This is a genomic window from Nonomuraea angiospora (assembly GCF_014873145.1).
GTDB classification, from domain to species: domain Bacteria; phylum Actinomycetota; class Actinomycetes; order Streptosporangiales; family Streptosporangiaceae; genus Nonomuraea; species Nonomuraea angiospora.
Genome location: NZ_JADBEK010000001.1, coordinates 9,258,720 through 9,277,676 on the forward strand (window position 1 = coordinate 9,258,720; position 18,957 = coordinate 9,277,676).

General features: G+C 71.0%; 16 protein-coding genes, 1 other RNA gene and 2 pseudogenes. 15 read left to right on the forward strand and 4 right to left on the reverse strand.

Features of this window, described 5'->3' with window-relative positions; translation table 11 throughout:
• Positions 1-64 precede the first annotated feature (64 nt).
• From H4W80_RS42715 to H4W80_RS42725, 3 genes are read right to left on the reverse strand one after another with little or no spacing between them, the layout of a single operon-like run.
• Positions 65-547: a Clp protease N-terminal domain-containing protein gene (locus H4W80_RS42715; RefSeq protein WP_192790263.1), complete on the reverse strand. Its 483-nt coding sequence runs from the start codon at positions 545-547 to the stop codon at positions 65-67.
• Positions 544-774, reverse strand: coding sequence for a hypothetical protein (locus tag H4W80_RS42720; protein WP_192790264.1), 231 nt, complete (start codon positions 772-774; stop codon positions 544-546). Before H4W80_RS42720 ends, H4W80_RS42715 begins: the two co-directional genes overlap by 4 nt.
• A 46-nt stretch (positions 775-820) precedes the next feature.
• Complete coding sequence (locus tag H4W80_RS42725; protein WP_192790265.1) at positions 821-1,867, reverse strand: DUF8094 domain-containing protein; 1,047 nt, start codon at positions 1,865-1,867, stop codon at positions 821-823.
• Positions 1,868-1,988: 121 nt separating this feature from the next.
• Between H4W80_RS42725 and prfB the strand changes: the two genes are divergently transcribed.
• From prfB to H4W80_RS42775, 10 genes and pseudogenes are all read left to right on the forward strand, one after another.
• Entirely contained in the window at positions 1,989-3,107 is a 1,119-nt protein-coding gene (gene prfB / locus H4W80_RS42730) for a peptide chain release factor 2 (RefSeq protein ID WP_192790266.1), read from the forward strand.
• A gap of 391 nt (positions 3,108-3,498) precedes the next feature.
• Positions 3,499-4,188, forward strand: coding sequence for a cell division ATP-binding protein FtsE (gene ftsE / locus H4W80_RS42740; RefSeq protein WP_020541427.1), 690 nt, complete (start codon positions 3,499-3,501; stop codon positions 4,186-4,188).
• Between the two features lie 20 nt (positions 4,189-4,208).
• Positions 4,209-5,120 (forward strand): permease-like cell division protein FtsX, encoded by a 912-nt coding sequence (gene ftsX, locus H4W80_RS42745; protein ID WP_192790267.1) that lies wholly within the window; start codon positions 4,209-4,211, stop codon positions 5,118-5,120.
• 22 nt (positions 5,121-5,142) lie between these two features.
• Entirely contained in the window at positions 5,143-5,610 is a 468-nt protein-coding gene (smpB, locus tag H4W80_RS42750) for an SsrA-binding protein SmpB (RefSeq protein WP_192790268.1), read from the forward strand.
• A 19-nt stretch (positions 5,611-5,629) separates the two neighbouring features.
• Positions 5,630-7,507 (forward strand): penicillin-binding transpeptidase domain-containing protein, encoded by a 1,878-nt coding sequence (locus tag H4W80_RS42755; protein WP_192790269.1) that lies wholly within the window; start codon positions 5,630-5,632, stop codon positions 7,505-7,507.
• A 288-nt stretch (positions 7,508-7,795) separates the two neighbouring features.
• Positions 7,796-8,179: a transfer-messenger RNA gene (gene ssrA / locus H4W80_RS42760) on the forward strand.
• A 228-nt stretch (positions 8,180-8,407) separates the two neighbouring features.
• Positions 8,408-9,244, forward strand: a complete 837-nt coding sequence (locus tag H4W80_RS42765) for a hypothetical protein (RefSeq protein WP_192790270.1) — start codon at positions 8,408-8,410, stop codon at positions 9,242-9,244.
• Complete coding sequence (locus H4W80_RS42770) at positions 9,241-9,846, forward strand: hypothetical protein (protein WP_192790271.1); 606 nt, start codon at positions 9,241-9,243, stop codon at positions 9,844-9,846. The genes H4W80_RS42765 and H4W80_RS42770 overlap by 4 nt, the downstream gene beginning before the upstream one ends.
• A gap of 526 nt (positions 9,847-10,372) precedes the next feature.
• A pseudogene (locus H4W80_RS64770) lies at positions 10,373-10,543 on the forward strand (ARPP-2 domain-containing protein); the annotation flags it as partial.
• A 58-nt stretch (positions 10,544-10,601) separates the two neighbouring features.
• Positions 10,602-11,669 (forward strand): annotated as a pseudogene (locus H4W80_RS42775) (RNA-guided endonuclease InsQ/TnpB family protein); the annotation flags it as partial.
• Between the two features lie 173 nt (positions 11,670-11,842).
• Here the strand turns inward: H4W80_RS42775 and H4W80_RS42780 are convergent.
• Positions 11,843-12,250: a hypothetical protein gene (locus H4W80_RS42780; protein ID WP_192790272.1), complete on the reverse strand. Its 408-nt coding sequence runs from the start codon at positions 12,248-12,250 to the stop codon at positions 11,843-11,845.
• A 100-nt stretch (positions 12,251-12,350) separates the two neighbouring features.
• Between H4W80_RS42780 and H4W80_RS42785 the strand changes: the two genes are divergently transcribed.
• The 5 genes from H4W80_RS42785 to H4W80_RS42805 all read left to right on the forward strand — a co-directional run bounded on the left by H4W80_RS42785 (position 12,351) and on the right by H4W80_RS42805 (position 18,929).
• Positions 12,351-13,313 (forward strand): GlxA family transcriptional regulator, encoded by a 963-nt coding sequence (locus tag H4W80_RS42785; protein ID WP_192790273.1) that lies wholly within the window; start codon positions 12,351-12,353, stop codon positions 13,311-13,313.
• 42 nt (positions 13,314-13,355) lie between these two features.
• Positions 13,356-14,885 (forward strand): serine/threonine-protein kinase, encoded by a 1,530-nt coding sequence (locus H4W80_RS42790; RefSeq protein ID WP_192790274.1) that lies wholly within the window; start codon positions 13,356-13,358, stop codon positions 14,883-14,885.
• A gap of 13 nt (positions 14,886-14,898) precedes the next feature.
• Positions 14,899-17,745 (forward strand): AfsR/SARP family transcriptional regulator, encoded by a 2,847-nt coding sequence (locus H4W80_RS42795; RefSeq protein WP_192790275.1) that lies wholly within the window; start codon positions 14,899-14,901, stop codon positions 17,743-17,745.
• A 73-nt stretch (positions 17,746-17,818) separates the two neighbouring features.
• The gene (locus H4W80_RS42800) at positions 17,819-18,403 is read left to right on the forward strand and encodes a hypothetical protein (protein WP_192790276.1); all 585 of its coding nucleotides are present in this window, start codon (positions 17,819-17,821) and stop codon (positions 18,401-18,403) included.
• Positions 18,387-18,929: an OmpA family protein gene (locus H4W80_RS42805; RefSeq protein WP_192790277.1), complete on the forward strand. Its 543-nt coding sequence runs from the start codon at positions 18,387-18,389 to the stop codon at positions 18,927-18,929. The genes H4W80_RS42800 and H4W80_RS42805 overlap by 17 nt, the downstream gene beginning before the upstream one ends.
• Positions 18,930-18,957 lie beyond the last annotated feature (28 nt).

Here is an 18,957-nt window from a genome sequence, read left to right on the forward strand (position 1 = left end):
CGGCCCGGTGGTGCCCCCGGAACGCCGCAGGGCGTGGGGGCGCTTTGCGGGGCGCTCTGGAGGGTCACCAGCTCCCGTCCGCCAGCACCTGGTGGAGCCGGGTCGTCAGCGCGGCCCGGTCCACCCCCGCCAGGTTGAGCGCGCGAGGCACGGTGCCGACCTCGGCCTCCAGGATCCCGAGCACCAGGTGGCCGGGTCTGAGGTCTTTCTTGCCCTTGGCGCGGGCGAAGCCGCGTTCGAGGCAGAGCCGCCCCGAGGCCCCCAGGCTCACGCGCCGGTCCGGGTCGGGGGTCGGCGCGGGGAGGCCGAACGAGGCGAGCGACACCCCGGCCGTGCCCAGGCTGTGCTCGAACTCCCGGTCCAGCGCGTCGCGGATCGCCTGGCGGTCCAGGCCCGCCGAGGTCAGGACCTCGTGGGCGGCGGTGCCCTCCTGGGCGGCGATGCCCAGGAGCAGGTGGTGCGCCTCTATCGCGGCGGACCCGTCCTGCCTGGCCTCGCTCTCGCCGTGCAGGATGACGGCCTGGATGTAGTGGTCGATCGCGCTCACTGTCGTCTCCTCAGCGTGACGCCGGCGGCGATGAGCCGCTTGACGTGCTTCTTGTGCACCGCCTGACGGGTGACTCCGAGCGCCTCGGCGACCTGCGGCCAGCTCCAGCCGGCCCGCATCGCCTGCTCGACGGCGGCGTCCTCCAGCTGATCGGCCAGGCGCCGCAGTGCGACCACGGCCGCCAGCGCGTCAGCGGGCTCCTGGGTTACGGGTATGTCGGCCGGCATGCAAGCAACCGTAGTTGCCTGCATGCAAATTAGTCAACCCGAGTTGCTACTGTCCCGAGGTGCGCGTCAGGGCGCCGTCGTGGGCGATGACGGTCGCGGCGGCCGGGGCCTTCAGCGGAGGCACCACGGTGGCGTACTGGTGCGTCTCGATCAGCCGCAGCGACTTCCGCACCCTCTGTTTGTCGAGCGCCCACCGGGCCGGCTCGGGCACCGGAATCCCCTCGTCCTCGGCCGCCTTCGTCACGGCGGTCGTGGTCGACGTCCTCGACAGCGAATACTGGATCAGCGCCCCGCCGTCCTTGGTCCGCAGCGAGTACACAGAGAAGTTGTCGGCGCTGAAGATCGAGTCGTAGCTGTAGCCGCCTTGCTCTTCGCTGTTCTTGAGAACATCCCGCAGATGGGCGATCTGCGCGGCCACCTCGGTCGTGTACGGCCCCGGCGCGAGCAACCCGGCCGTGGGCCCGGCCGTCCCCGTCTCGGCCACGCTGGCGTGCACCGGACCCATGAACTGCGGGCTGATCGTGACCGACTTGTCGTCGGGCGCCAGCGCGGTCGCGTAGCCGTCGGCGTCGAGCTGGATCTCCGGCACCTGCTGCCCGGACAGGAGCTCGGCCGCGGAGCTGAGCCGCCACCGGTCGGCGGACTTGGCGAACGTCAGCAGGGTCGGGCTGCCGTCGCGGGTCACCAGCGCGCTGAACCAGGGCGCCTGCTCCGTCGGCGCGAACCTCGGCACGAACAGCCTCGGCGTCCCCCACCTGTAGCGGGGCGGCGCGAAGTCGTGGGACAGGAACGCCGCCGCGGTCAGCGGCAGCTGCCCGCCCGTCACGACGTCCTTCAGCTCCAGGTCCAGGCGTCCCTGGAACTCGCTCGGAGCCCGCAGCGTGTCGTCGGTGGCCGTGAACTTGGAGAACTCCTCCGCGGCCTCGGCCTGAGTGACGGCCGTCGCGGGCGTGGAGGGCGAGGGAGACGCGGACGCGGACGAGGTCGCGGCCGCCTTGGACGGTTCGGCCGGGGCATTGCCGGTGCAGGCGGTCGCCGCGGCCAGTACGCCGGCGGCGAGCGCCAGCACTTTCCGCCGACCGTATGCACGCACCTCGCCATGTTATTCGCGCCCGCGGGGCGGCGGGCCCTCCGGCACCCGAACAGAAGCCGCCACTTGACGACGTGGGCGGGATGGGGGGCGCAGCCCTCCGGGGGAAGTAGGCTTGGGAGACGTGGCAGGCATCGATCCGGCAGAAGAGATCAACGAGCTCGCGGGCACGCTCCGCAGCATCCAGGACGTGCTCGACCTCGACGCGATGCGCAAGCAGATCGAGGAGCTGGAGCAGCAGGTTGCCGCACCGGACCTGTGGGACGACCCCGAGCAGGCGCAGAAGGTCACCAGCAAGCTCTCGCACCTCCAGGGTGAGCTCAACCGCGTCGAGGGCGTCGCGCGCCGCCTCGACGACCTCACCGTCCTCTACGAGCTGGCGGCCGAGGAGGGTGACGACGACACGCGCGCCGAGGCCGACAAGGAGCTTGAGACGCTCAAGTCCGACATCGGGGCCCTCGAGGTGCGCACGCTGCTCTCGGGCGAATACGACGCCCGTGAGGCGCTCGTCACGATCAACTCCCAGGCGGGCGGGGTCGACGCCGCCGACTGGGCCGAGATGCTGCTGCGCATGTATCTGCGCTGGGCCGAGCGCAAGGGCTACGCGACCGAGGTCTACGACACCTCCTACGCGGAGGAGGCCGGCATCAAGTCGGCCACGTTCACGATCAAGGCGCCCTACGCGTACGGCACGCTCCGCGGCGAGCACGGCACCCACCGGCTGGTCCGCATCAGCCCGTTCGACAACCAGGGCCGCAGGCAGACCTCGTTCGCCGGGGTCGACGTGGTGCCGGTCGTCGAGCAGACCGACCACATCGACATCAACGAGGACGAGCTCCGCGTCGACGTCTACCGGTCGAGCGGTCCGGGCGGTCAGGGCGTCAACACGACCGACTCGGCGGTGCGCATCACGCACATTCCGTCCGGCATCGTCGTCTCCTGCCAGAACGAGCGCTCCCAGCTGCAGAACCGCGCCAGCGCCATGAACGTCCTGCAGGCCAAGCTGCTGGAGCGCAAGCGGCAGGAGGAGGCGGAGAAGATGTCGGAGCTGCGCGGGGCCACCACGACGTCCTGGGGCACGCAGATCCGCAACTACGTGCTGCACCCGTACCAGATCGTGAAGGATCTACGCACGGCCACCGAGGCGGGCAACCCGTCGGCCGTGCTCGACGGCGACCTCGATGAGTTCATCGAGTCCGAGATCCGCTGGATGCGCCGCCAGGAGTCGGGGACCGCTGACTAGAGCCCGCTCAGGTGCTTGAGCACCAGGCTCACGAAGAGCAGGACGACCAGCAGCAGGGCGATCAGAGCGGGTGACAGCCCGGCGAAGCCGTGCTGGTGCATCCGCTCCCTGCTGGCTCGGCAGGTGGGGCAGCGTCCCTCGATCACAGGGTGGGCGCACTGCGCGCATACGAGGTGTTCACAACTCATGACAGCCCCAAGTCTAGCCGCACAATCGTTTTGTTTCCGTTATGGACTTTCCATGCCAGTCTTCCCCCTAGACTGTCGTCTGGCCAATCGGAACGTCGATCGTCAGTAAAGACCGCGTAACCCGATCGGCCGGTGGCGGGAAGTGGGCATGTGCCACCCTCGCTTCCGTCCTGACCCCTAGACTGGCATGCCGTGATGCTCTCGTGATCCATTTCGATAATGTCACCAAGGTCTACGCGAACCAGAACCGGCCCGCCCTCGACCACGTGTCCGTTGACGTGGACAAGGGCGAGTTCGTGTTCCTCGTCGGTCCCTCGGGATCAGGCAAGTCCACGTTCCTGCGTCTGGTCCTCAAGGAGGAGCGGCCCAACTCCGGTGCGATCCATGTCGCCGGCAAGGACCTGGCCCGCCTCTCCAACTTCAAGGTGCCGCACCTGCGCCGCCGCATCGGCTGCGTGTTCCAGGACTTCAGGCTGCTCCCGAACAAGAACGTCTACGAAAACGTGGCGTTCGCCCTCGAGGTCATCGGAAAGCCCCGGCGGTTCATCCGCAAGGTGGTTCCCGAGGTCATCGAGCTGGTCGGCCTGGAAGGCAAGGCCCACCGCATGCCCGACGAGCTGTCCGGCGGCGAGCAGCAGCGCGTCGCCATGGCCCGCGCGTTCGTCAACCGGCCGATGATCCTGCTGGCCGACGAGCCCACGGGCAACATCGACCCCGCGACGAGCATCGGCATCATGAAGGTGCTCGACCGCATCAACAGGACTGGCACCACGGTCGTCATGGCCACGCACGACGCGGCCATCGTCGACTCCATGCGCAAGCGCGTGGTGGAGCTGGAGGACGGCAAGATCGTCCGTGACCAGTCGCGTGGCGTCTACGGCCAGGCGTACTGACAGGGAGCTGCAGACAGAACATGCGGGCGAATTTCATCTTCTCCGAGGTCTGGATCGGCCTCCGTCGCAACCTGACCATGACGATCGCGGTGGTCATCACCGTTGCGGTCGGCATGGCGATGCTGGGCGTCGGCTTGATGATCAACGCCCAGGTCGGCATGATGAAGGGCTACTGGGACGACAAGGTCGAGGTCTCCGTCTACCTGTGCAGCAAGGGCACGGCCATGGAGACCTGCAAGGGCAAGGAGATCACCAAGGCCCAGACGCAGGCCCTCGACACCCTGATCAAGGGCACTCCCGGGGTCAAGGAGGTGTTCTTCGAGGACCAGTCGGCGGCGTACCAGAACTTCCAGAAGATGTACGCCAACACCAACAAGGCCCTCGCGACCGCCACCAAGGTCGAGGACATGCCGCAGTCGTTCCGGATCAAGGTGGCGGACCCGAACAACTACAAGTCCATCGTGCAGGCCATGCAGGGGCAGCCGGGCGTGTCGCAGGTCGTGGACCAGGCCCAGCTGGTCGGTCCCTTCTTCGAGATGCTCGACAAGCTCGCCTTCTACGCGCTCGCGGTGGCCATCATCCTGGTGCTGGCGGCGGCGCTCCTGATCGGCAACACGGTGCGGCTCTCGGCGTTCAACCGGCGTAGGGAGACGGGCATCATGCGCCTGGTCGGCGCGTCCAATCTCTACATCCAGCTCCCGTTCGTCATGGAAGGCGTCATCGCCGGCCTGATCGGCGGGGTGTTCGCGGCGGTCATCCTGATCGTCACGAAGGTCTTCCTCTTCGAGGAGCTCGGAAAGTACCTGGGCGACGCGACGGCGCAGCTGGGCTGGAACGATGTGGCCCAGACCATCACCATCACCATGGTCATCGGTGTGGTCATCTGTGTGCTGGCATCGTTCGTGACGCTCCGCCGCTACCTGAGGGTGTAGGGAACGCCGGTAAAGTCGAAGCATGCCACGTGAGACCGGGCGTAAGGTCATCGCCCAGAACAAGCGTGCCAGGCACGACTACCTCCTCGAGGACACGTTCGAGGCGGGTCTCGTGCTGCAGGGCACCGAGGTGAAGTCGCTGCGCGAGGGCCGCGCCTCGCTCGTCGACGGCTACGCCAGCATCGACGGCGGCGAAGCGTGGCTGCTCAACGTCCACATCCCCGAATACTCCCAGGGGACGTGGACCAACCACGCCGCCCGCCGCAAGCGCAAGCTGCTGCTGAACCGCAAGGAGATCGACAAGCTCGCCGCCAAGACGAAGGAGGGCGGGCTCACGATCGTGCCGCTGACGCTCTACTTCAAGGACGGCAGGGCCAAGGTCGAGATCGCGCTCGCCCGGGGCAAGAAGGACTGGGACAAGCGGCAGTCGCTGGCCGAGCAGCAGGCGAAGCGGGAGATGGCCCGGGCCCTGCGGCACCGCAACCGATGAGACGGCGGCACCGCACCCCATGACACGCGCTCGCCGCATCCTCTCCGCGGCCGCCACCCTGGCGGTCGCGAGCACGACCCTGACCGGCTGCTTCGAGGAGCCCTCACCGCACGACGCGGTGCGGGACTTCCTCGTGGGCTGGCAGTCGGGCGACTACGAGCTCGCCGCCGGCCGCACCGACGGCGACCAGGCCACCGTGCGCAAGACGCTGTCCGACGCCAAGCTGGAGCTCGACGCGGCCTCCTTCCGCTTCAAGATCAAGAGCCTCAGCATGACGGGCGAGGAGGCCAAGGCCGACTTCCGTGCCGAGGTCGACCTGGGGGAGAACAACCCCCTCTGGGAGTACGACGGGCTGCTCCCGCTCCACCTCGTGGACGGCACGTGGAAGGTGCGCTGGTCGCCTTCGGTGCTGCATCCACAGCTCAAGGAGGGGCAGCGGTTCGCCGTCGACACCGACCCGAGGCCGCGCAAGCCGATCGTCGACCGCACGAGCGAGCCGCTGCAGAGCAACACCACGTTCTACAGCGCGGGCGTCTACCCGGCCAAGCTCGGCGGCAGGGCGGAAGAGGTCGCCGCCAAGCTGTCCAAGATCACCGACTACGCGCAGGACCGCCTGCTGAGCCGCATCAGGTCGTCGCCGCCCGACAAGTTCGTGCCGCTGGTCACGTTCGGCCGCTCGCGCTACCAGACGATGCGGTCGAAGCTCGACGCCATCGACGGCATCGAGACCGTGCCGCAGGACCAGCCGGTCAACCCCGAGCCGCCCCAGCAGATCGTCGGCAGCGTCAGCGCGCTCACCCCCGAGACCGAACAGAAGCTCGGCGGGCCCGAGCGGGCCGGTGACTCGGTCGGCAGGAGCGGCCTCCAGCAGGCCTACCAGGATTATCTGACCGGTTCGACGCAGACCAAGGTGATCACGCTCGACCTCAAGACCGGCAAGCAGGTCGCCCTGCTGAAGGAGTGGCGGGGCCGGGAGAACGTCTCGGTGAAGACCACCATCGACCGGTCCGTCCAGGCGGCGGCCGAGCAGGCGCTGGGCGAGACGGAGGCGAGCCTGCTGGTGGCGGTGCAGCGCGACACCGGTCAGATCCTCGCGGTCGGGTCCCAGGGCGAGCTGACCCGGCAGAAGGACCTGAACCAGGAGATGGGCGCGCTGGCCGGCCGGTTCCCCGCCGGCACGGCGTTCTCGATCGTGGCCGCCGACGCGCTGCTCAAGAAGGGCGTCAGCCCGAAGCTGCGGCTGGCCTGCCCGGACGAGCGCACGGTCGGCGGCGCCAGGTTCGTGCAGGCCGCGGAGTCCACCGGGGTCGCGCCCTCGGCCACCTTCCAGGAAAACTTCGCCAAGGGCTGCGTCACCGCGCTGGCCTCGCTGGCCCGCCGCGTCACGGCCGGCGACCTGGCCGCGAGCGCCAAGGCGTTCGGCGTGGGCCAGCCGTGGCGGCTGCCGCTCAAGTCGTTCAGCGGCGCGCTGCCCCAGCTGGCCGGCGACGCCGACAAGGCCAAGGCCATCGCGGGCCAGAACGTCGAGGTCAGCCCGCTCAGCATGGCGTTGGTGGCCGCCGCGGTCGCCTCGGGCACCTGGCGCCCGCCGGTGCTGGTCACCGACCCCAAGTCGGCCGACCCGACGGCGGAGGCGGCGCAGGTCCCGCAGCCCGCCCCCGTACCCGTCGACCCCAGCGTCCTGCCGACGCTGAAGCGGATGATGGGGGCCGGCGCGACCGGCACGCCCGCCCAGGCGGGCAAGGGCAGGGTCTACGGCGTGACGGCCACGGCAGGCAACCAGCTGAAGTGGTTCGTGGGCTGGCAGGGGGACGTGGCGGTCGCCGTGCTGGCGCGAAACCACGACGCCGGAGCGGTCGCGGGCAGCTTTTTCTCGGCCCTTCGAGACTCTCCGTGAAATTGTCGTCACACTGAGCAACCATCCGAGGGTCCGGCTGCGTCTTACTGAGTGACTGGACCCGCTCGGGGGGTTGCGGATCCAGTCGCCGTGATGAGACAGGACTTCATCTCGGGGGAAGTCCTGCCGTCCGGACCGGCTCGACCCTGCCGGTCGGCCCCCGGGAGCGTGCGCCGCTGAGCCGCGCTCCCGGGGGTTTCGTCATGGGGAATCAAGTTGGCGTTGGGGGCGTTGTTCCCTGTAGATTCTTGTTGCTCACCTCCTCGGAGGTGTGTTGACAACTGCACAGGGGGTGACTGGCTTCGACTTCGACTTTGCAAGCCAGGTGAAGCGGGCCGAGGACTGCGGACATAACCTCGTTAATCCTGTGACCGCAAACAACAAGTGCCAATTCCAAGCGCACTGTGGCTGCCCAGGATTCCCTGGGCCTCGCTGCCTAAGTAGCGAAACCACTGTCAGCCCGGGAGTGCCTTCGGCCCGGTGTCTGGCATCGTTAGAAGGCTCAACCGCTCGACCCGGCCACGGGGGAGAGCGGGAAATCAAACAGTGGCTGGGCCCGTCGGCGACTCGCCTGCGTGATCGCCGGGGCCGAGAAAAGCACAGCAGGCTGCGCCCGGAGAAGCCCTGACTTGGGGTTGAAGGACGCGGGTTCGATTCCCGCCACCTCCACATCACCAGACCGCCTCTGCACTGCCGGATCTCGGCAGGCAGGGGCGGTTTTCGTGTTCATGGAGCCGGAGCCCGGTGGTTCCGGTGACAAGTAGGTGCTCCAGCACAATTGGTACCGCTGACACCGCAGACCGTAACCAACGCGTGTTTTAGATGTGCTTAGGTGGGTCTCTGACATTTTGCGTGCCGGAGTGAGGGTAAAGGGTGTCAAGGTACGGCTGGCGTCACTCGGTGTTCGCGCCTGTGGTGGGCCTGGTGTTCTCCGCGCTGCTGATGGCGGCCGGAATGGTGGAGGCGTTGCTGGTGTCCGTGGGCGCGACCACGGCCCCTGTGGCAGCGGAGCTGGTGGTCACGCTGATCATCGCGGTGTTCCTGACCGCGGTGCTCAGGATCGTCAGGGCCGTGCCGGACATCCGGCGGGAGAACGCCGCGACGGCCCAGGCCGTGGCGAACGTCCAGGCGGTGAAGCCGACCGACGACACACTGGTGGCGCGGCGGCTCAAGCTGTTCAAGGAGGCGGCCGAGGCGGGGAACGACTGCGAGGCGGTGCTCAGCGCCCGGTCCGCGCTGGACGAGAGCGAGATGGCCAACAAGCACCACATCGACCACGCGCTCATCTGGGCGCTGCCGGTCTTCGGGTTCATCGGCACCGCGCTGACGATGGGCGCGATGGTCAACTCGTTCTCGAACGCCCTGGACCGCGAGGGCGACCCCGGGGCGCTGATCGCCGCGCTCAAGCAGCACGTGCTGCCCGAGCTGGCCTCCGCGTTCGGCGTGACGCTGGTCGCGCTGTTCCTGAGCGTGCTGGCGTTCGGCGCGATGGCCCTGGTCGAGCGGTCCGAGCGGGCCGGCGTGGTGGCCGCCGACGAGGTGTTCCTGATCTACATCGCGCGGCTGCCCGCCAAGCAGGCGGCCCCCGCCATGCACGGGCTCACCCAGGAGCTGGCCCAGTCCAGGGGCCGGACCGAGGAGCTCGTCAAGGGCCTGGACGCGCTGCGTACGGCGGTGGAGCGGCTGAGCGCGGCCGAGAGCCGCCCGCAGAAGTACACGCTGGTGAGGGAGCCGTGAGAAGGCGGCCGACCCGATCGTTCGCCCCGCCGCTCGATCTGCGCTTCATCGACCTGTTCATGGCCATCGTCCTGGCGCTGTCGTTCGTCGCGATCATGCTGACCGTCGTGGCGCGGATGCTCCCGACGGACACCCCCTCGACCCCTCCGCGCCAGGAGAGGAGTGTCGCCCAGCTGAAGAAGCAGCTCGACGCGGCCGTGGAGGCCAAGCGCAAGGCCGAGACGGAGCTGCGTACCACGCAGCGGCAGATCGCCGACCAGACCGCCTTCGCGCTGCCCTGGTGGCTGATCGGGTTCTGCGCCCTGCTCGGCGTGCTGGCCGTGTTCATGGGCTGGCGGATCCGGCTGTGGAACAACGGGAACCTGCCGCGCCTGCGAAGCTGGCTGCTGGTCACCCTGGTGGTGGCCGTGGTCACGGCGGTGATCAGGTCGATGGGCGACGGTGACGGCTATCTGCTGCTCGCCGAGATCCCCTGGTGGGCCGCCGACGCGCTCTGTCTCGGGCTGCTGCTGGTCTCGTACGTGCTGATCTCCGTCATCCGGGAGAGCCACGCCACGCTCGGCCAGATCAAGGCCCGCTCGGCGCGCACCGAAGCCCGGTAAATACCGTCGCATCGGTGCGAAAGGCCCGGTAAGGTCCGGACCAGACTGGCCGCGGGACTCAGGTACGACTTCCGGAACCCGCCTTTACCGCGATGCTTCGCAGCTCGTGCCCCCATTCCCCGGCCAGTCCGCCGATCCCCGGGGGAGCCCATGGAGACCTACGCCGACCTCATCGAGTGCGATGACGTCCTGATCTTCGCGAACGCGGCCATGACCTCCACCGGCCAGCGCGAGTTCCACGGCACGGCCGGCGAGCAGCGGCTCTCCCTCGACTTCCTGCACCGCTACGTCCAGGGCAACTATCCCGACCTGTACGCCGCCTCGCTGGCGCTCGACCTCAACGACCACAACGCCGCCCTGATCATCGCCAACCTGCTGAGCGGGCACGCGGGCGACGGCCGGCTGATCGCGCCGTCGGACTGGCGGGCGAGGTGCTGCGCGTCTGGCGGCGAAAGCTCGATCCTGGAGGCCAGGCGGGCATCGTGTACGTCAACTCGGTCTACGACGCCGACCGGCTCGCCGCAGGATGGCCCGGCGGGTGGCCAAGAACCGGCTCGTGTTCCTGCCGCTGCACCTGGCCGTGGAGGGCTACCTCGCGATGCACTTCGGCGCCCCCGTGATCGCGTGGGAGGAGTGGTCGCGGCAGGCCCTCGCCCACGGGTTGTCCCCCTGTTCCGAGGAGGCCTACGCCAGGGCGGAGGTGCGCGGGCTGGACGACGCGCTCAAGATCTTCGAGATCCACCCGAGCCGCGCAGGCCGTCCTCAGGACGTACTTCCAGGGGTGGAAGAACTGCTGGCAGGGCCGGGCCGAGGCGCCGGCGTTCAAGGGCCGCTTGCGATCGGTGATGGCAGTGGACATTCCGCAGGGCCGGGACCTGTGTGTCACGCGGGCGCACCGCCGCTGGGGCATGGTCACTGTTCCCAAGGTCGGCCGGGTCCGGTTCCGCTGGACCAAGGACGTGCCCGTCGGCAAACAGGCCGATGCCGGCAACCGGATCACCGGTGCCCGGCTGGTCAAGGACGCGCTCGGCTGGCACATCGCCTTCCGCATCCAGACCATCGTCACCAAGCCCGAGCCCCACCAGGGGCCGGACGTCGGCATCGATGCCGGAGTGGCCGTGCCGCTGGCCCTGTCGGATGGCAACCATCACACCCACGAGAAATGGAAGGTCACCAAGGACAAGCCGAACGCCTGGCTGACCGGCAAGGAACAGGCCACGCTGCTGGCTCTGGAGCGGCGGGCGGCCCACCGCAAGAGCTTGCGCAAGCCTGGCGAGCGCACCTCGCGCCGGCTACGGGCCACCTATGACCAGATCGCGCGCCTGCGTGCAAGAGCCAAGCGCCGGGCGATCGACTGGCAGCACCAGACCACCACCGAGATCGCCCGCACCTATGGCGTCATCGTGGTGGAGGATCTGCTCATCACGAACATGACCAAGAGCGCCAGGGGCACCGTGGAGAACCCGGGGACGAACGTCGCGCAAAAGGCCGGCCTGAACCGCTCCATCAGTCAGGAGGCATGGGGCCGCACTGTGACGATGCTGACGTACAAGGCCGAACGCTATGGCGGCGCGCTGCACAAGGTTGCCGCTGCGGGCACTTCCCTGCGCTGCTCGGCCTGCGGGTTCACCATCCCGGGCAGCCGGGAGAGCCAGGCCGTGTTCGTGTGCAAGAACCCGGGCTGCGGCTGGTCCGGCAATGCCGACCACAACGCCGCCCGCAACACCTTGCATCGGTATCGGATGGGCCTTGCGCTCGTCCCGGCTGCCGGGAGGGCAGTCGTCAGGCGCGCCGGCCGCGTCAAGCCCGCCACCGTAAGGTAGGAGGGAATCTCCTCCGTTCACGGAGGAGAGCACTTCAACTGAAGACGTTCAGGCTGTCGGAGGCGCAGGTCAGGCGCGGTCACCTGCTGAGCAAGCTGGCCGAGTACGGCTGGAGCGGGCCGGGTTCGGGCACCTGCTGCGGCAGGACGTCCTGGACGGCTACCGCAAGGCGCTCAGTGAGCGCAGCCGGCGTACTCGTCGAGGCGGCGCAGCATCGCCGCCAGCATGAGCGGGAACATCGCCACGTGCGCCACCGTCATCATGGTCCCGGCGTCGATGGCGCCCAGCCAGAGCAAGGGGAACAGCGGCACCACCGGGACGAACATCGCGGCGCACATCTCCAGCGTCGGGGCCCAGCGGTGCCCGCGGATCCGCATCCACGCGGCCATGCCGATCGACATGTCGACCGCCATGAGCAGGTACGCGAGCTCCGGCTGCCGCTCGTGGGACAGGTCGAGCCCGAGGGCGGAGCGCAGCATGCCGAGCGCCAGCATCCCGACGAACATGGCCACGATCATCTCGACATAGTGGAGGGCGAATTTGCCCCAGCGCCGGCCGGTGCCGGTGTCTGTCGTTGTCATGCCCACGACTGTCCCCGGCGGGCCGCCGCGCGCCAAGGGAGGTGGGCCGAGGAGGTCCGGAAACTTGGGCTCTCTGTCCATCCGCCCTACAGTCGTGGCCATGGAGGTTCGACGGGTCGTCGTCGTGGCGTACGAGGCGGTGGGGTTACTCGACGTCGCCTGCGTCACCTCGACGCTGGAGGAGGCCAACTGGCACGGCGCGGCGCCCTGCTACGAGGTGCGCGTGGCCACGCCGGGCGGGCACCCGGTCACCTGCGGCACCGGGCTGACCGTCCAGGCCCAGCTGGCGCTGGAGCGGATCAACGGGCCGCTCGACACGCTGGTGGTCTCCGGCGGGGTCGGCCATGACGACGCCGCGGCCAACCCGCTGATCGTCGGCCACGTCCGCAGGCTGGCCCGCGAGAGCCGCCGCGTCGCCTCCGTCTGCACCGGCGCGTACGTGCTCGCCGCCGCGGGGCTGCTCGACGGCCGGCGCGCCACCACGCACTGGCAACTGGCGCACGAGCTCGCGGCCCGGCATCCCGCGGTGGCCGTGGACGCCGATCCGATCTTCATCCGCGACGGCAACGTCGCCACGTCCGCCGGCGTCACCGCGGCCCTCGACCTCACGCTCGCCTTCGTGGCGGAGGACAACGGCCCCGAGCTGGCTCGCACGGTGGCCCGCAACCTGGTCACCTACCTGCAGCGGCCCGGCGACCAGGCGCAGATGAGCATGTTCGTCAGCGCTCCCGTCCCCGCGAACAACCTCGTCAGGCGGACCATCGAGTACATCGCCGCGCACCTGCGCGACGACCTCACCACGCCCGCGCTGGCCAGCGAGGCGGGGGTGAGCGAGCGGCACCTCACCCGGCTCTTCCTCCAGCACCTGCAGTTGACGCCCGGGCGCTATGTCCGGCAGGCCCGCACCGAGGCCGCCGCGCACCTGCTGGCGTCCACGTCGCTGCCGATGGCGTCCGTGGCCGTGCGGTGCGGGTTCGGGACGGCGGAGACGCTGCGGCAGGCGTTCGTCGACCGGTATGGGATCCCGCCGTCGCGCTACCGGCTGACCCGGGCGGCCGGGTGACCCGATCCAGGGGAATGCCGGGATCTGGCTAGTCTGTCTGCGATGAACGAGGTCATTGGCGGGTACACGCTGCGGCGCCTGCTCGGGCGCGGCGGCATGGGCGAGGTGCATCTCGCCTCGACCCCCACCGGCGGCCTGGCGGCGCTCAAGGTCATCCATCCGGCGCTGGCCCGCGATCCGGCGTTCAGGCGGCGCTTCGAGCGGGAGGTCGCGGCGGCCCGCCGGGTGGCCAGGTTCTGCACCGCGCCCGTGCTGGACGCGGGGATCGACGGCGACGTCGCCTACCTCGTCACCGAATACGTCAAAGGTTCCGACCTGGCGCGGGCCGTGAACGAGCAGGGGCCGCTCTCCGGCGGGAACCTGGAGGCGCTCGCGGTGGGCATCGCCACCGCGCTGAGCGCCATCCACGGGGCCGGGGTGATCCACCGCGACCTCAAGCCGTCGAACGTGCTGCTCTCGCCGCTCGGCCCCCGGGTGATCGACTTCGGCATCGCCCAGCTCGTGGAGCACGACAGCCTGGCCAGCCAGGCGATTCTCGGGACGCCCGCGTTCATGGCGCCCGAGCAGGTGCGCGGGGAGCCGCTGACGCCCGCGGCCGACGTGTTCGCGTGGGGCGGGGTGATCGCGTTCGCGGGGACGGGGCGGCTGCCGTTCGGGGGCGGGGCGCCCGCGGAGGTGCTGTACCGGATCACGCGGGAAGAGCCCGGGCTGGACGGGCTCGACGAGGGGATCAGGCAGGTCGTGGAGCGGGCGCTGGCCAAGGATCCCCGCCTGCGGCCGACGGCCCAGCGGCTGCTGGCGGACCTGGTCGGCGGCACCCGCCTGGCCGCGGCCACCGAAGTGGTGGAGCGCACCTGGACGGGCGGCACGCCGGCCGACCCGCGGCCCGCGCCCGCTCCCCCTGTGTTCACGGCGAAGCCGAAGCCGAAGCCGAAGCGGAGGCGGTGGCCGTGGGTCGCGGGGGCCGTCGGGCTCGCCGTCGTCGTCACCGCCGCCGTGACCGTGCCCGCGCTGTCGCGCGAGAGCTGGCCGTACGAGGCCGGCTTCGACGACTCCTGGGCGATCGGCGCGTCGGAGGGCGGGAGCGCGCGGCAGGCGGGCTCCCGCTACGAGCTGACCGTCAAGCCGGGCTGGCGGCTGTGGAAGTCGGCCCCCAGGCAGGAGCCGGAGGGCGGCGTGGTCGTCAGCGCGAAGGCCGCCCTGGAGGAGGGGAGCGGGGAGTACGGTGTGTGGTGCCACGGCTCGGCGCGCTCCGGAGAGCGTTACGAGTTCGGGGTGAGCGGCTCGGGCAAGGTCACGATCGTCAAGCGCCGCACGGGCACCCCGGGCACGACCCTGTACGGCCCGGCGGACGCGCGGGGCGCGGCCGTCAACCGCGTCGTCGCGGAGTGCGGCGAGAGCGGGGGCAAGGTGACGCTGCGCATGTGGCTGAACGAACGCCTGGTCGCGCAGGCGACCGACTCCGACGCGCCCTACGGCCCGGGAGAGGCCGGCGTCCACGCCGCCTCCGGCGCCACCGGGCCCGCACGCGTCCGCTTCGACTCCTTCGCGCTCAGGCCGGCGGGCACGTGATGCCGAGAGGTGCGTGAACGTGCGCTTCGGCGTGCTCGGGCCGCTGCGGATCGAGGCCGGTCAGGTGCCGGGACCGGCCAAGCACCGCACGTTGCTGGCCGCGCTGCTGCTGTCGGCCCGCGAGACGGTGCCGGTCGAGCGGCTGATGTCCGTGGTGTGGGACGACCGGCCGCCGGCCTCGGCGGGGTCGGTGCTCCGGGTGTACGTCAGCGCGCTGCGCAAGCTCGTGGACGGCATCCGTACGGTGCCGGGCGGTTACCTCATCGACGTCGAACGGGACGACGTCGACTGCCACCGGTTCGAGCGGCTGGTCGGCGGGGCGCGGCAGGCTCGGGCGGCGGGCCGGGTGGCGGAGGCAGCCGACGGCTTCAGGGCGGCCCTGGCGCTGTGGCGGGGGCAGGCGCTGGCCGACGTCGAGTCGTCCGTGCTGCGCCGGACGCACGCCGTGCCGCTGGAGGAGCTGCGCCTGACCGCGCTGGAGGAGCGGGTGGAGCTGGACCTGCGGCTGGGCCGGGGCGCGGAGGTGGTCGGGGAGCTGCGGGCGCTGGCCGGGGCGCATCCGCTGCGCGAACGGGCCTGGGTGCGGCTCATCGAGGCCCTCCACCAGGCGGGACGCCGGTCGGAGGCGCTCGCGGCCTACCAGGACGCGCGCCGGACGCTGGTGGACGAGCTGGGGCTGGAGCCGGGCGCCGAGCTGGCCGACGCCCACCGGCGGGTCCTGGCCGGCGAGGGCCACCCCTCGGCTCTGGCCGGCGAGGGCCGCCTCTCGGCTCTGGCCGGCCAGGGCCGCGCCTCGGCGCCCGCCGGCGGCGGCCGGGGCCCGGTCGACGAGCTGCCACCCGACATTTCGGATTTTGTCGGCCGATCGCCCGTGCTCGACTGGATCGTCCGGACGGCCCGCGAGCACGCGTCGGCCCCCGTACACGTCGTCCTGCACGGCCCGCCCGGCTGCGGGAAGTCGGCCGTCGCGGTACACGCCGCCACCGGGCTCGAACGCCCGGACGGCCGGCTCTACGCCTCGCTGGGCGCCCGGCCGCCCGGTGCCGTGCTGGAGGACCTGCTGCGTTCGCTGGGCTGCCCGGACGGCGCGGTCCCGCCGGGGCTGGACGAGCGGGTGCGGCTCTACCGGAGCATGACGGCCCGCAAGCGGCTGCTCGTCGTGCTGGACGACGCCGCCGACGAGGCCCAGGTGCGTCCATTGCTGCCGACCGGTCCCGGCAGCCTCACGCTCGTGACCAGCCGGTCGCCGCTGGCCGGGCTGGAGGCGGCACGGGCGTACGAGATGGGGGTGCTCGACGGGGACGAGGCGGTGGCGATGCTCGGCGAGGTGGCCGGGCACGAGCGGGTGCGGGCCGAGCCCGAGGCCGCCCTGCGCATCGTACGGCTCTGCGGCCACCTGCCCCTGGCCCTGCGCATCGCCGGCTCCCGGCTGGCCAGGAAGCCGGGCTGGACGCTCGACCACCTGGCGGGCCGCCTGGGGGACGAGCGGCGCAGGCTCGACGAGCTCAGCGCGGGCGACCTCGCCGTGCGGGGCAGCCTCGCGCTCGGCTACCGGGGCCTGGCGGACCCGGAACGGCGGCTGCTGCGCGGGCTCGGCGCGCTGTCGGCGCCCGACTTCGCGTCGTGGGTGTTCGGCACGGACTTGGAGCCGCTGGCGGAGGCCGGGCTGCTGCAGTCGCGCGGCCTGGACGAGGCCGGTCAGGAGCGGTACGGCTGGCACGACCTGACCAGGCTCTACGCCGCCGAACGCCTCGCGGAGGAGGAGGGCGGCCCGGGACGCGTGCTGGCGGTCATCGCGGGCGCGATCCTCGAACGTACCCGGCAGGCCAGGGCCTCCCTCCTGCCCGCCGAGCCCGGCACCGGCCGCACCGAGGTCCACCTGCCCGGCACCGGGCCGCTGGAGACCGGGTGGCTGCGGCACGAGGCGCGCTGGCTGAGCGCCGAGCGCCGCTTCCTGGTGGCGACCGTCGGCGACTTCTCCCGGGCGGGCCTGTACGAGGCCGCCTGGCGGCTGGCCTTCTACCTCACCCCGCTGTTCGAGCTGGGCGCGCACCACGACGACTGGCACGCCACCACGGCGACCGGGCTGGACGCGGCCAGAGCGGCGGGCCACCGGCACGGCGAGGCGCTCCTGCTGCGCGGCCTGGCCGACCTGCACCGGGCCGAAGGGCGCACGGAGTCGGCGGCCGCGGCGCTGCGGGCGGCCCAGCCGCTGGTGGAAGGGCTGGAGCTGGCCAGGATCACGCTCCGGCTGGGCCTGGTGCAGGCTCGCCCGGCGCAGGCCGAGCAGGCGTTCCTACGGGCTCTGCGGGTCTTCGAGGAGGCGGGCGACCGGCGCGGGAGGGCCGATGCCTTACGGGCGCTGGGCGCGTTGCGCAGGGACGAGGGGCGGCTCGGCGAGAGCCTGAGCGCGTACCAGGACCTCGGCGACCCGCGTGGCGAGGCGGAGGCGCTGCTCGACCTGGGCAGGCTGCACCTGGGCGGGGGCCGGCTCGCCGAGGCCCGCGGGTGCGTGGAGCGGCGGCTGGGGATCAACCGCCGCCTGGGCGACCGGCTGCCCGAGGCGGGGGCGCTGCTCGTACTGGCCGAGATCGCCAGGGCGGAGGGCGCGCCGGGGGCCGCGGCCGGCTCCGCGAGGCAAGCACTGGAGACGTTCGTCGCGTACGGGGACCGGCGGGGCACCGCGCAGGCCCTGATGGCGCTCGCCCGGGCCGCGCTGGACCTCGACGACATCGACGGCGCGGTTGAGGCGCTTACGCGTGCTATGGGAGAGTTTGACCGCCTCAGTGACGAGCAGGGCCGAGCCGAGGCCGACCGGCTCGCGCAGGAGGCCCGTAGACGGCGTGGCCGCCCGATATAGCGGACTATGCGGATCCTGAACGCCGCCTCCCTACGGTGAGGGCCACATCCCCGACGACGAAGGTGATCACAGAATGCGAAAGACGATCGCGCTGGCTGTCGCGGCCGTCGCGCTGGCCGGTTGCGGCGCGCTCCCGGGGCAGCAGGCCGGCGGTGGCGGCGAGGAGAAGCAGCCCCAGACCGTGGCGGAGACCACCGCCACTACCGAACCCCCGGCTCCGGCGGAACAGCCGCCTTCGCAGGAGACCAGGGCGATCGCCAGCCGCCAGGCCGACGTGTCCGGGGGCGGGCAGCACGGCAAGGCCCGCGTCGACATCCTCGGGCTCAAGCGCCAGGGCAGGACGCTCAGCCTCAACTGGGCGATCACCGCGCTCGACGGCAAGGTCAACGTCCACAACGGCCTGGGCACGGCCCCGCTCGACTTCACGGTCTCCGCCGTCTCCCTGATCGACCCGGTGAACGCCAAGCGCTACCGCGTGGCCCGCAACGGCACCGGCCAGGACGCGAAGTGCGTCTGCTCCGGCACCCAGGGCCAGTTCCTGGAGAAGGGGCAGACGTCCACGCTGTACGCGGTCTTCGCGGCGCCTCCGGCGGACGTCACGAAGATCAACATTGAGATGTCCATGATCGGCGTGCTCACCGATGTTCCGATCTCTTAGCGTCGCCCTGGCCCTCGTCCTGTCGCCCACCCCCGCGCCCGGCGCGCCGTCCGACGCCGTGGGGGTGGTGGAGGACCTGGTGCTGCCCGTCGAGGACATCATCGGCGAGGTCGAGTCGCTGGACGGCACCGAGAGCGAGACCAGGCAGGGGCGCCAGGTGACGGTCTCGCTCACCAGTGACGTGCTGTTCGCGCTGGACAAGTGGCAGCTGACCGCGAAGGCGAGGCAGCGGCTGCAGGAGGTCGCCGCGAAAGTGAACGCCGACGGGGCGGGCGGGGTGGTCAGGATCGAGGGGCACACGGACGATCAGGGGAGCGACTCGTACAACCTGGCGCTGTCGCGGCGGCGGGCGCAGGCCGTGGAGACGGGCATGCGCGGGCTGCTCACGGGGGCGGGGGTGCGCCTGGAGGCTCGGGGGTACGGCGAGAGCCGGCCGCGGCGGCCCAACGTGGTGGGCGGGAAGCCGGTCGAGAAGAACCGGGCGCAGAACCGGCGGGTCGAGATCGTCTTCACCGCCAAGCAGTGACCCCGGAGGTCCCCCGGACGGACTGACG